The sequence below is a fragment of the Staphylococcus felis genome (genome assembly GCF_003012915.1).
Classification (GTDB): Bacteria; Bacillota; Bacilli; order Staphylococcales; family Staphylococcaceae; genus Staphylococcus; species Staphylococcus felis.
Genome location: NZ_CP027770.1, coordinates 1,181,330 through 1,194,961, shown reverse-complemented (window position 1 = coordinate 1,194,961; position 13,632 = coordinate 1,181,330). Strand labels below are relative to the sequence as shown.

The window sequence follows — 13,632 nt, the reverse complement described above, 5'->3', positions numbered from 1 at the left end:
TTTTCTTTATCTTTAATCATATTCATTATATCCTAAAAACAGTATCTAAAACTCGCATTAATTTTATTTTAGTAAAGTATTCACATGTTCCCCTCCCTATGTAAAAGGAAGAAGTGAGTGATGTTCTTTTATTACAATTAGATTATAAATTAATGTCATCAATTTATTTATAAAGAGGTTACAGTTATAATATATTTTATATTCAATGATATAAGGGCTTTTTATGTCAAAAGAGCCATACATTTTTATATTTTATGATCATTTGCGAACTACGGAGGATTATATATGAACCGAACACGTATTTCAGGCTTCCAATGGGCTATGTCCATTTTCGTATTTTTTATTTTAGCCTATGCTAGTCCTTTAATTTTACAAGACTTTCAAAAAGCATCGGGCCTTAAATCATTTGTTTTTTCTTTAAATAGTTTAGGCCCATTTATAGCAGCTCTTATTTGTTTACTCATATTTAAAAATAAAAAAGAACAGTTATTTGGCTTAAAGTTTTCGATTAACCTTAAAGTGATTGAACGTGTATTGCTAGCTATCAGCATACCACTTGTCATCTTTATGATTTGTATGTATGCTTTCAACACTTATTCAGATAGCTTTATATTATTACAAGCAACAGATTTATCAGAAACAATTTGGACGATTTTAATCGGTCATTTATTAATGGCACTCTTTATTGAAATAGGGTTTCGTTGTTACTTATTTAATATTGTGGAGTCTAGAATGCCACACTTTTTTGCTAATATTGTCGTTAGTATGTTGTATCTAGTGTGGGATGTTAATACTGCTTTTGGTATGCCATATACAATGTATAGTGCTATTTATGTTTTCGCATTTTCAATGATTGCAGGTGAATTGATACGTGGTACGGGTGGACGCGCAATTTATTCTGCTACGATATTTCATGCCACGATGACCTTTGCAAAAGTATTCTTCTTTAGTGAGGAATTAGGTGATGTATTTTCTATGAAAGTTTTAGCTTATGCAACGGCTGGTGTTGCTATCATCGTTATCGTGTTGGGATTACTTATGAGTCTCCTCACACCTAAGAAAAAAGGGGAAGATGATGACACACCTATGATTCTTGAAACCCCTGAGACAGAGCATATAGAGAAGAAAGACTCCTAATATCACACAAAGAGGCTGGAACATAAATATCTCAGTAATCGAAAAGCTTCGAGGTTTTCGTAAGAATTTACGAAAAATCTCGAAGCTTTTCCTTTAATTAAAGGATACGAAAGTGCCTTTTTTAAAGTATTTTAATATAAAATTACATGTATATCACGTCGTATTGTTTGGCTCGACCTATCCCCTAGGAAATGTGAACCAAACAATACGAATGATTGATAAAAGAAAAGCGTAGAGGTGATTCAATCTCTCTACGCTATTATTTTGGGATTTACGTTCTAGATATAGACTCTTTGTTATAGTGATTGATGGAAAACTTTAACCCCTTGTTCTGTACCGATAATGGCTTTATCTACAATATCTAAAAAGTATCCTGTTTCCAACACGCCTGTTAGATGAATCAAAAATTCATGTGCTTCATATGGATCGATATGCACTGTCAAACCACAGTCTAAAATATAATTCCCGTTATCTGTAATTAAAGGTGTATCTTCAACCATTCGACGCTGAACTGACGTTTGAAAACGTTGTTCAATTTTTTGAGCAACTTGATACCAATTAAATCGATCTACTTCTACTGGGAGTTTAAATGTTTGTCCAAGATAATCAACGAGCTTTGTTTGATCAGCCAATACGATAAAAGTTTCAGCAAACTCATCAATCACTTTTTCTCTAAATAGCGCACCGCCGCCTCCTTTGATTAAGTTTAATTGAGGATCTATCTCATCAGCGCCATCAATTGCAAGGTCAATGTGAGTGACATCATTAATGTGAACAATTGGAATATTGAGTGATTTGGCTTGATATTCTGTACGTTCAGACGTACAAACACCTTTAAGTCGGTATCCTTTTTCACTGATTAACTTAGCAATCTCTGGCACAAGAAGTTCAATTGTACTTCCCGTTCCAATTCCTAAGGTCATACCATCTTTAATATGTGCAACTGCATCATCAAGCGTCAACATCTTTAATTGTTGTGTATCCATGGCTTCCCCACCTTCTCAAAACTCATTGTCATTCAAGTTCATTTTACATGATTCAATTTAAAATACATAGTTAAAGCGCAAAATTATATCATTAAATTCAAAACACCTCAAAAATGATACTCTTTCGTCTCACTTTTGAGGTGTTTATACATATATAATCTATATATCAGAATAACTATGACATTTTATTTTCAATTCGATAGCTCGTCTTAGCATAAAAAGGCTGATTGGCCTTAATGATTGAATGCGCGCGCTCACCTAATAAATTGATGTCGTTTGGCATACTTTGTGTTTCGATAGTTACACCTGAATGAGCTTTGTAAATGTTCATTGGACTTTTCCATCCCGTCGTATCATTCAAAGTAAAAATGACAACTTGGGGTGTATCTGTTTGAACATGCAACGTCAAAATATCATTGGATAATGTAAACGTTCCCTTATCAACTTCAAACGGATGATCTAATCCTTGTACTTTTGTTACTTGTGATGCAATACGTTCATCCTTGGATTCGAATAGTTCTCCTAAGTTAATAGACGTCTGTCCAAAAGCCTCAACCAAATCGATAGGTTGAAGTACAGGTAAGTTGTTGTCGCCTAATGGAAACATTTGAATCTTGTCACTAGATAAAACATGGTTGTCTACTACTTTATTGTCGCTATTCAAATTAAAATAAACATGATTCATAGGATTGAATAATGTATCTTTTGTAGCTATTGCTTCATATTCTATCGTCCACGTACTCGTTTCATCATATGTAAATATGACTTTGAGGTCGATATCACCTGGGTAATAATCCATTTCCTCGGTGAGCTGACTTCGGAATATCACTCTCACACAATGTGCTTCTTCTTCAATTTCATAGTCGAATAATTTATCGGATAATCCATTTTTTCCTCCATGCAAATGATGAGGCATATCATTTTGTTCGAGTTGATATGTCTCTCCATTCAATTTAAATGTACCATTTTCAATTCGACCTCCGAATCGCCCAACTGTAGCACCAAAATAAAATGGATTATTTGGATAAAATTCATCCGCTTCAACTTCGTTCCCTAAAACGATGTTGTTGTCATCAATCTTCCAACTGACAATACGTGCACCAAAATTAGTAAAAACAATTTTACTAGATGCGTTCTCAATTTTAATGAGTTCAATACCATTCGTTTGCTTTTCAATGTTGATGTTCATGATTCTACATAACTCCTTTTACTCTCCCAAATTACCCTCTACTTGGTAGTACCATTATAAGTACCCCTAATATACATATTATACCACCAATGATGTCATATTTATCTGGCGATGACTTATCAATCCAATAACCCCATAATAAGCTCATCACGATAAACACGCCTCCGTATGCTGCGTAAACTCGGCCAAATGTAGGAAAAATTTGCATTGTTGCAACGATGCCATATGCAATTAATGCAATTCCTCCTAAACCTCCTAGCCAAATTGATTTATCCGCACGCAACCAAAGCCATATAAGGTAACCTCCTCCTATCTCACATAACCCTGCAATTACAAAAATGGTTATACTATATATTAAATTCACATCGTCACCTCATATCGCTTGTAAACTATTGTATCAGTTTCTTAAAAATGGAACAAAATCGTTTTTTCTATAAATCCAAATCTTTTTCACTTTTTGATATAAAAATAGATTCAGTTTCAAATGTGTTTTCTATTATGTGTTATGATTTCTTAGGAATAACGCGCTTCAAAGATTTAATCACACCTTTTTCAAAAGTCAGCACTGCATTTCGATATGTTTTTGCAGCAATCCATATCAATAGCCCTATGAGTATCATATGAATCACAATTACGATAATACCTTCAAATGTCGGTGTTTCAGGTAAGGACATTCGTGTGAGTGTGACAAATGGTGAAAAGAACGGTACATACGACAATACTTTTATAATCATGCTATTTGGATTCATAGCCCCAAAATAACCGGCATAAAAAGCAGCAATCATTAATAAATTAAGCGGCATCATTGACTGAGCCATATCTTCAATTCGTGCAGTCAAGTTACCAAATATCGAAGCTAATATGACGTATGTTAAAACCCCTAAAATTAAAAAGATGACAGCGAATATTATCAGTCTTATCATATGACCCGTCAAATGAATATCCAATTCACTTAGTTTATCTTGTAAATCAAATGCAACATATGCAACGACACTTGTTACTCCTAACACTAAAATTTGAGTTAATGCCACTGTTAAAACTGCACTTATTTTAGCTAAAATGTGTATCGTTGGCTTCACACTTGTAATAATCATTTCTGATACACGAGATACTTTTTCTGTTGCCAATTCCATCGCAATTTGTTGCGCATATGTCAAAATGATAAAGAACATCATGAATGTTCCAACCATCACGATTATTTTACTAAACACTTCCTCTTCCTTATTTGTATTGTATGATGACTTGTCTGAATTACTTACCAGTTGGTCTTGAACTGAGACTTCTCTTTGTAATTGCTGAAGATTTGTCGCATTTAAACCTAAATCATTCGCTACTTTTTGTGTTTGAATTTGAGACAAGATAGCACTTAATTCAGCTTTGTCTGATTGAGTAGATGCCTCTCTTGTTAATATTTGAGCGGATAGAAGATGGTCCTTGCTTTCTGTAATCATATACGCTTTATCTAATGATTCATCTTTAATTTTCGCTTTCGCTTCTCTTTCCGTCATTCTTGAATAGTTGGTCTCTTCATTCAAGCGCTCTCCTTGAGATTGAATAGCTTGATACAGCGATTGATCTTGTGTGATAATGCCAATTTTTTGATTATCATCACCTTGAAACATACTTGCAATTTTATCAATGTTAGCGCCTAACACAATAACGAGTATCATGAATATTGTCGTTATGATAAATGCTTTGGATTTTAACTTTTTTGAGTAAGTTAACTTAAATGTCGCCCAAAATTTAGACATCCCAATCACCTACCTCTTGAATAAATATTTCTTTTATCGTCGGATCCACAACTTCAAACCGCTTTACATAGCCTTTTTGTTGAATGACCTGAAAAACAGATTGCGCTACAGACTCATCTTCAATCGTAAAATAGGTTTGTGTTTTGACTTTTTCGACTTTACGAATGCCTTCAAGTGACTCAATCTCAGATAAATCATAATCCGCATCAATCACTATACGTTTGTATCCATAATCTGACTTCACGTCATCAATAGTTCCCTGAACGACCATTTCTCCATTATTTAAAATGCAAACATCATCACAGAGTTCTTCAATATGTTCCATACGATGTGAACTAAAAATAATCGTTGAACCTTTTTGATTTAATTCGATAATCGCTTCTTTAAGCAATTCAACATTGACTGGATCAAGACCGCTGAATGGCTCATCCAAAATAATCAGTTCTGGTTCATGTATAATGCTAGCCAGTAGTTGTACTTTTTGTTGATTCCCTTTAGAAAGTGACTCTATTTTTTTGTCGCGATTTTCAACTATTTTAAATCGCTTTAACCAACGTTCTATCGTTGCATCTAAGCTTGAAGCAGGTACACCTTTAAGTGTTGCCAAATACTTGAGCTCTTCTATAACTATTAGCTTGGGATGGAGTCCCCTTTCTTCTGGTAAATAACCAATATGATTATATAGTGTTGCGTTAATAGATTTCCCTTCAAATGTAATAGACCCTTCTGATGGTTCAATCAAGCCTAGAATCATCCGAAACGTTGTTGTTTTCCCCGCACCGTTGCGACCTAAAAAGCCAAGCATTCTACCTTTTTCAAGCTCAAAAGATATTTGCTTAACAGCTTCAAAATCACCAAAACGTTTTGACACGGAATCGATCTTTAAAACCATTTTCGCACCTCTATTTCATTGTTTATTTACTTTCAATATACGTGAACAGTTTGCCCTTGACAAGCACACATGTGAAATTGCCATGATTTAGTAACCCATTAAGTAGGCAATAGACATTGCAACGCCACAAATAATGACCCATGCTAAGATGATGCGCCACGCAAACTTAATCCATTGTATATATGATATATTGGCTACTGCGAGTGCCCCCATCAATACAGCAGAAGTCGGGAATAAGCTATTACTAATCGAATCACCATATTGAAATGCAAGCACTGTAATCTGTCTGTTGATTTGTAATAAATCTGAAATCGGAACAAGCAATGGCATCGTTGTTAATGCTTGACCTGATCCTGATGGAATAAAAAAATTTAATACAAATTGAAAAAGAAACATCCCTATAATTGTGACAACTGGTGGTAATCCATTTAAAAATGAAGACATGATATATACTATCGTGTCGATGATTTTGCCGTTTTCCAATATGACAATAATCCCCTTTGCAAATCCAACAATAATAGCCCCAAATAAAATATTTTTCATCCCTTCTAATAATGCATCAAAAGTACCATTAAAACCTAATCCACCCACAAATCCTGCAATTAGACCCGCAAATAAAAAATTAGCACTCATTTCGTTAAAAGACCAACCATATCTAAAAATACCAAAGACATTCAATATAATTGCTAAACTAATGATGATAAGACTTAATAATTGACGCTTTGAAAAATCTTGTTGTGTGGGCTTTGGATACTTTCCTTTTTCATCTAACTCTAATTTGTAAACAATGCTTTTCTCTGGTGATTTTTTAACTTTTTTTGCATACATCATCACTGCTAAAACAGCAACGCTCCAGATAAAAATATAAATAATCGTTCGTAATCCCCATCCTGAAAATAACGGTAGCTCTGCAACTTTTTGTGCAACACCGACTGTGAAGGGATTTAACATGCCCCCTATAAAGCCACTAGCCGAGCCCAAAATGACCATAGCCGTCCCTGTTAACGCATCATATCCCAGTGTGCGCGCAATAATAACACCCACTGGAACAAAAATAATCGTCTCTTCGGCTAAACCAATTGAGAATCCTAATACTGAAAAAATCAACATCGTTAGCGGAATCATCATCACCTTTGAACTACCGAGAATTGTCATCATTCGATTGACCCCCGCTTCAATCGCACCACACTTATGAATAATACCGAATGCACCACCTACCAAAAATACATAAAACACGATATCCGCTGCACTCATTAGTCCTTCAGGTATCGCTCTAAAAATATCTAAAAAACCAACTGGTGGTGACGAAAATGCTTCATAAGATCCCGGAACAACAATAGTCTGCCCGCCTTCCTCTTTACGTTCAAATGCTCCAGATGGAATCACATAAGTGAGTAGACTCGCAATAATAATTACCATCATTAATAAAGCATACGTATGAGGCATTTTGATTTGTTTGATTTTTTTCATCGCTTCATTCCCCTTTTGTACTAATTTTCAAAAAACATTTTTAACCTTATTCCCTATTTGACATATATGATTCAAAAATATAAGAAAAGTTCTGATAGCATACTTTATGCCATTGAAAAATACTTGTGCGTCTTATAATATCTTTGTATATCATACGCTCAAAAAATTACCAGGCTGGGACATAAATATCTCGAAGTTTTCTTATAATGAGATGATTCATTCAATGATACGAAAGTGTCTTTTTTTTAGTATTTTAATGTAAAACTACGTGTATATAGCGTCGTATTGTTGGCGAGACGCCTGAGGGAATAGGATGAGCGTCGAGACCGCGGCCCGACCCATCCTCTAGGAAATGTGAGCTAAACAGTACGAATGATTGATAATCGAGTAGGAGAGTAGCCATTAATTGACTACTCGTCCTCTCACACCACCGAGCGTACGGTTCCGTACTCGGCGGTTCAATATCTTGCGTAAGCCAACTCTGCAAGCTGGGTTAATGGTATCAGTCCCCACTTGTAGAGTTGTTTTGTTGTAAGTGCACGATGAACCTCGTGCGTGTTTGATAGTCGCCAGTACTTTTTTCGAGACTGTGCGATTTTCATCGCACTTCTATGGTCAAGACCATATTGGCGCAACATCTTATACTTAGTTCTTACTCTTTTCCACCGTTTAAGTATGAGTTGTCTAAGTCGGCGGTTTAACCAAGATTGCGTGGTTTCAATAAATTCTCTGATAAAACCTCTACCAAAGTAATTTATCCAGCCTCTCGTCACTTGGTTAATTTCAGTGATAATGTCTTTAAAGGTACCGGGTCTATTTCGTTTCGTTATTTTCCTTAAGACGCGTATTAAATTTCTTTTTGCTTCCGTAGTCGGTCTGAAACGACAAACCCCATTTACCTTGGTTATTAGACAACTCAAGAACTTTAAACGTGTGACTGCTCCTATTCTGCTTTTATCTTCATTGACAGCCAACTTCAGTTGCTTTTCAATGAATTTCGTTACACTCATCATTACGCGTTCACCTGCACGTTTTGTCCGTACAAAGATGACAAAGTCATCTGCATAGCGTACAAACCGGTGTCCACGCTTTTCGAGTTCTTTATCCAGTTCATGTAGATAGATATTACATAGTAAAGGAGAGATAACGCCCCCTTGTGGTGCACCTATCTTTCTTTCTGCGACTTCGCCAGATAGGTCAATGGCACCTACTTGTAAACTTCTACGGATAAATGTTGAAATTGACTTATCTTGAACATGGCGTTCGAACAAATACATCAGCTTATCATGATTTAACATGTCAAAGCACTGTTTCAAATCACAATCCACGGCTATTTTATAGCCCTCTTCGTAGTAAATAGCGCATTGCTTAAGTGCTGTTCCTGTGCTACGATTAGGTCTGAAACCATGGCTATGATTCGAAAATGTTCGGTCGATGCTGGGTTCAATCACTTGTTTAATCGCTTGTTGTATTACCCTGTCTCTAGCGACAGGGATACCAAGCACACGCATTTTCCCATTTGGTTTGGGAATTTGCACTTTTCGAACTGCTTGAGGTTGGTATGTGCCTTCAAGCAGTTTTTTCGTTATCTGTGAAAAGTACTGCGCAAAGTGAGCACGAAGTTCACTGACTTTCATGCCGTCAATTCCAGGAGCACCTTTGTTTTTCTTAACTTTCTTGATAGCTTTTTCTATGTTGTCTGGTCTTACAACAAGCTCCATCAATGATGGAGACTTACGATACATTTCTTTCATTTCACCTAAGATTTACTGTACACACTTATGTATTCTTTTTTCGTTCCACTACTTATCCTTCCATAAGCTGCCGATTAAACCGTATTCTGTACGTCGTAAATCTATAACCTCCAATCTTTACTTTGTATTGAATATTGTTCAGTCCTTCGGTACATTTTCCCTACTATGACTTCTGCTGACTTCTCATCATTCGTTGTTACTACGGTAGAGTACCGCTGATGAGACCTCCCCGGGTAAGATGTAACCTCTTTCCACTCATGCCACCGCATCATTTACTATATAGAACTCGGGTAGTATTGGACTTTATCTTGTTCTGCAGATTCATCCATTCTACATAGCCTTGTATGATGTTTCTGTTCGTCAGTGCGAGTGTTTGCGTCCGACTTCCTTCAGATTCCACTTCGCAATGGACACCCTTGTCTTTCGCTAACAGTTCCTACTACCAAGCCTGTAACGGACTTTCACCGTCAAGATGTTACCCATGCCGGGCGCACAAAGAAAAGCGTAGAGGTGATTCAATCATCTCTACGCTATTATTTTGGGATTGATGTCCCAGCCTGTTTTTTAAGGAAACAAGCTTATATTAAACTGTCTTTGAAACATTTATTTATATTTAAGTAATAGGTTCATTAGCACCATAATAGGTGATAGCACACAAAATACCACACCTATTGTATCTTGAATATCCATAGCACTCATCATTTGCATATTAAAGGTATATTTTGCGAGTAGACTTCCAATCATACAAAACAGACTGATTATCATCAAAATAATTGGATACGTCTTTTTCATGAAAGCTCGAGTTTTCAACATCACAGTTAAGCTAACCGACATGAATAAAATAATACCTATACTTTCAATAATGAACGTCTGTCCGAATATGAGTTTGATCCATATTGATACGTTTAATATTAGCAACATCCCCCAAAACAACCAAGTGATGCTTTTGCCTAATTCTAATCGTGAGTGGTCTATTGCCTCTTGATCTTTAAATTCTTCTCCATTAAATACATTAAGTATGATTGTTTTCACTGTTATCTTCACCTTCTTTGACAATTACGACACTTCGAGCAGTTACAAAGTACAAATAAATCAATCCAATTAAAGGAAATATTGAATTTGACACCCATACACTGCCACTCCAACGAGGAGTATGTCCTATCAAAAGTGGTGCCAATATAAAGCAAAGTACACCTAAGATGATCAATATTAATACATATATAGTCATATTTCTCAATATTAATTTTTTGCGTGTCAATCTCAATTCGCTTTCGCTGTGAACGACTATCTTCTGCTTGTCAAATGCTTGAAATTTTAGAACGCTCAGTAATCGCATCCCAATTACCATAACGAGTATAAAAGCCCCAATTGAAAAAAAGGAAATTTGCTTTAGTTCAAAGTCAATGGCAATGGATAATACAGCCAAACCTATAAGTCCCATATAACATAAAATAAACGTAGCTGCTTTATCTTTGATATGACGTTCAGATGCTTCACTTTTAGCTGCATACATTTGTGCTTGAAGCCTCCTTTATTCTATTAACGTTAGAATGCTAATTAATATTTATATGGGTCATCTGTCTCTTTATTTTTTGGGGTATCAACTGTCTCCGATGATACACTTTGATGTTTGATATCAGACTCGTTTGTTGTTGGATTATCGACATATTTTGGAGACGGACCGTATTTATTCGTTTCTTTCTTGCTATTTAACAATGACACTACAAATGAAATCAGTGTTAATAAAATAGATAGCAATCCTAATAAGACTTGAAGCCATACAGGTAAAAATGATAAAAGCCCCATTTGTTCACTTACTTTATAATTAGCATCCGGATTTTCATATAATGTTCGACTTTCACTGATAACGTTAGAAAGTGACAATACTAACGATAAAACAAATGACACAATCGGAATGAACATCGATAGTCCACGATCATGAAATCGACGTGTCAATAGTGCATAATTGGGAATCACTATAGCTAAGGGATAAATAGCCAAAATGACAATAAAACCTGCTGCACCTATAACAGCTCCCACACCCGGTATTAAAAAGAGGAGTGCCGATAATAATCCTCCACCAATTAAGATAATGAAGTGCCATAAGGCAACCCACCAATATTCACTTCGTCGGCTTCTCCCCTTAAAGTTGACATAGTTTTTCCAAAATAATTGATATGCTTCTAAAAAACCTACTTGCGGTGTTTCGTACATAATTTTCCTCCTAAATTAATCATTTTGTTCATTGTATCATATTGAGTTTTAATTTGATGTTAAATTTTAATTCTATAAAAAAGAAATGTTATATATAAATCGATTTCACATTCATAGCATAACAATGCTATGATAATGGATAAAGTTATTGACAAAAAGGAGGTCACTATGGACTTTATTCATCGTCCCACTGTTGACATTGCTCAAGATTTACTTGGGGTGAAGTTAATTTATGAATCTGAAGGCATCACGTATTCAGGATATATTGTAGAAACTGAGGCATACTTAGGGGTTAAAGACGAAGCCGCACATGGCTTTAATGGAAAGCGCACCCCAAAAGTTGAGTCACTCTACCAGCAAGGGGGTACCATTTATGCCCATTCGATGCATCGCTATTTATTAATTAACTTTGTGACACAATCTGAAGGCATTCCAGAAGGCGTACTTATACGTGCAGTACAGCCTGAAGATGGTCTTGATCATATGATTAAAAACCGGGGAAAAGATGGGTTTGAAGTTACAAATGGCCCAGGAAAGTTCACCACTGCTATGCAAATCCCAAAATCTATTGACGGGACACGTCTGAATGAAGGGCGCTTAAAAATTGATACGACAGATAGAAAATTTCCCCGCCATATTCATCACAGTCCTCGTATTGGTATTCCTCATAAAGGGGTATGGACTGAAGCACTACTGCGGTTTTCCGTTCAAGGAAACCCATATGTATCGCGAATGCGTGTCAAAGATCGCATCAATATTGATGCAACTTGGCTATAAAAAACGAGAGATTGGAACAAAACGCCATATGTCCCAATCTCTCTATTTAAATAAAAGACTTCTATCTATTCAAGCTTATTGAGATGGTGTATCTTTTGATTTTCGGAATACACCTAAGTGAATCGAGATAATCGTACATAACACCAATATCAACGGATAATATGAATATTGTAATACTTCTAAATATGAAACATTACCAAATTGTTCAGCCATTAACATTCCGCTATCATGTGGTAACACCATCAATGCACTCGCTGCAAAAATATCTAATAAACTCGCCATTCTCTTTGGCGCAATTTTATATGTGCTACCAATTTCTTTTGCAATAGGTGCTGATATAATAATTGCTAATACATTATGCACGAGTGCCGCAGATAAAATAGCAGATAGGAAACTCATCGAATACTCCGCACTTTTTGTTCCATTTGCACGTTTTTTCATCGTTTGAATAATCCAGTCAATCCCACCATAGTAACGAATCAGCGCCACAAGACCTGACACTAAAAAGGCAATCAGGAAGATCATAAACGTTCCTTCCATTCCTTCTCCAATTTTAGATGTCCAATCAAAAAATGATATATTCCCTCTTAACATACCAATAATTCCTGTTAATAAAATACCTGAAATTAGTACAAGCATTACATTCATGCCGGCAATCGCAGCAACTAGCACAAATAAGTACGGCAAAACATCTACAAAATGATAAGGTAGATCTTCTTCAATTTTTCCTGTACCACCGATAAAAGCATAAATGACAAATGTAATAATCGCAGCTGGTAATGCAATATAGAAATTGGCTTTAAATTTATCTTTCATTTTTGCACCGACACCAGTTGTAGCTGCAATCGTTGTATCCGAAATAATCGATAAGTTATCTCCAAAATAAGCTCCTGCAATCACTGCTGCTGCCGCTGCTGCAACATTCAAATCAGCAGCTTGAGCTACAGCCACTCCAATAGGAATAAAGGCGGCTTGCGTCCCAGTTGAAGTCCCAAGTGCCGTCGCAACAAATGCACTCATTACAAAAATCCCTGGAATTAATAAATTTGGAGGAATAACAGACAACCCCATATTTACCATCGCTTCCTGACCACCCATAGCCGAGGCAGCACTTGCAAAAGCACCTGCTAACAATAGTATCAATCCAAGCTGTGCAATACCAGATGAGCCTGCATTTTCCGTAAAAATTTTAATCTTCTGTGAAACAGGCGTTTTACGATCATATGCAATCCATGCAATAACGATAGCAATGAAAATTGCAACGTGTCTTGGCAACTTACTAAATGCATCGTCAGCACCTTGCATTGTAAAATATAATCCAACCCCAACATATAAGACTAGAAAAATCACTAAAGGTAACAATGCTAATGCGCCATAATGTTTTTGACTTCTTAATTCTTCAGACATATTCTTGCTCCTTAAATCTTAGTATCATTATATGAATTATACACCTTAAATTCAT

Annotated in this window: 13 protein-coding genes; 2 read left to right on the top strand and 11 right to left on the bottom strand. The window is 35.9% G+C overall.

The features are described 5' to 3' along the window. Nucleotides 1-285 precede the first annotated feature (285 nt). Nucleotides 286-1,137, top strand: a complete 852-nt coding sequence (gene sdpC / locus C7J90_RS05445; RefSeq protein ID WP_103209547.1) for a peptidoglycan release complex CPBP-like subunit SdpC — start codon at nt 286-288, stop codon at nt 1,135-1,137. 296 nt (nt 1,138-1,433) lie between these two features. Here sdpC and C7J90_RS05440 read toward each other — a convergent pair whose 3' ends face one another. From C7J90_RS05440 to C7J90_RS05395, 10 genes are all read right to left on the bottom strand, one after another. Continuing rightward, nucleotides 1,434-2,123 (bottom strand): ribose 5-phosphate isomerase A, encoded by a 690-nt coding sequence (locus C7J90_RS05440; protein ID WP_103209546.1) that lies wholly within the window; start codon nt 2,121-2,123, stop codon nt 1,434-1,436. A 175-nt stretch (nt 2,124-2,298) separates the two neighbouring features. Next, nucleotides 2,299-3,312 (bottom strand): aldose epimerase family protein, encoded by a 1,014-nt coding sequence (locus tag C7J90_RS05435; RefSeq protein ID WP_103209544.1) that lies wholly within the window; start codon nt 3,310-3,312, stop codon nt 2,299-2,301. A gap of 31 nt (nt 3,313-3,343) precedes the next feature. After that, complete coding sequence (locus C7J90_RS05430) at nt 3,344-3,676, bottom strand: YnfA family protein (RefSeq protein WP_103209543.1); 333 nt, start codon at nt 3,674-3,676, stop codon at nt 3,344-3,346. A 139-nt stretch (nt 3,677-3,815) separates the two neighbouring features. Next, complete coding sequence (locus C7J90_RS05425) at nt 3,816-5,063, bottom strand: ABC transporter permease (RefSeq protein WP_103209541.1); 1,248 nt, start codon at nt 5,061-5,063, stop codon at nt 3,816-3,818. Further along, on the bottom strand, nt 5,056-5,955 hold the full coding sequence (locus tag C7J90_RS05420; protein WP_103209539.1) for an ABC transporter ATP-binding protein: 900 nt from the start codon (nt 5,953-5,955) through the stop codon (nt 5,056-5,058). Before C7J90_RS05420 ends, C7J90_RS05425 begins: the two co-directional genes overlap by 8 nt. A gap of 87 nt (nt 5,956-6,042) precedes the next feature. Next, the gene (locus C7J90_RS05415) at nt 6,043-7,425 is read right to left on the bottom strand and encodes a YfcC family protein (RefSeq protein WP_103209538.1); all 1,383 of its coding nucleotides are present in this window, start codon (nt 7,423-7,425) and stop codon (nt 6,043-6,045) included. Nucleotides 7,426-7,883: 458 nt separating this feature from the next. Then, entirely contained in the window at nt 7,884-9,170 is a 1,287-nt protein-coding gene (ltrA, locus tag C7J90_RS05410) for a group II intron reverse transcriptase/maturase (RefSeq protein ID WP_106465077.1), read from the bottom strand. A gap of 612 nt (nt 9,171-9,782) precedes the next feature. Further along, nucleotides 9,783-10,211, bottom strand: coding sequence for a hypothetical protein (locus C7J90_RS05405; RefSeq protein WP_103209109.1), 429 nt, complete (start codon nt 10,209-10,211; stop codon nt 9,783-9,785). Beyond that, nucleotides 10,192-10,692, bottom strand: coding sequence for a hypothetical protein (locus C7J90_RS05400; RefSeq protein WP_103209110.1), 501 nt, complete (start codon nt 10,690-10,692; stop codon nt 10,192-10,194). Before C7J90_RS05400 ends, C7J90_RS05405 begins: the two co-directional genes overlap by 20 nt. Nucleotides 10,693-10,736: 44 nt before the next feature. After that, entirely contained in the window at nt 10,737-11,393 is a 657-nt protein-coding gene (locus tag C7J90_RS05395) for a DUF805 domain-containing protein (RefSeq protein WP_103209112.1), read from the bottom strand. Between the two features lie 168 nt (nt 11,394-11,561). On the opposite strand from C7J90_RS05395, the gene C7J90_RS05390 reads away from it, so the two are divergent. Beyond that, nucleotides 11,562-12,170 (top strand): DNA-3-methyladenine glycosylase, encoded by a 609-nt coding sequence (locus C7J90_RS05390; protein WP_103209114.1) that lies wholly within the window; start codon nt 11,562-11,564, stop codon nt 12,168-12,170. Nucleotides 12,171-12,245: 75 nt separating this feature from the next. On the opposite strand, the gene C7J90_RS05385 is transcribed toward C7J90_RS05390, so the two are convergent. Further along, on the bottom strand, nt 12,246-13,577 hold the full coding sequence (locus C7J90_RS05385; RefSeq protein ID WP_103209116.1) for a Na+/H+ antiporter NhaC family protein: 1,332 nt from the start codon (nt 13,575-13,577) through the stop codon (nt 12,246-12,248). Between the last annotated feature and the right edge of the window lie 55 nt (nt 13,578-13,632).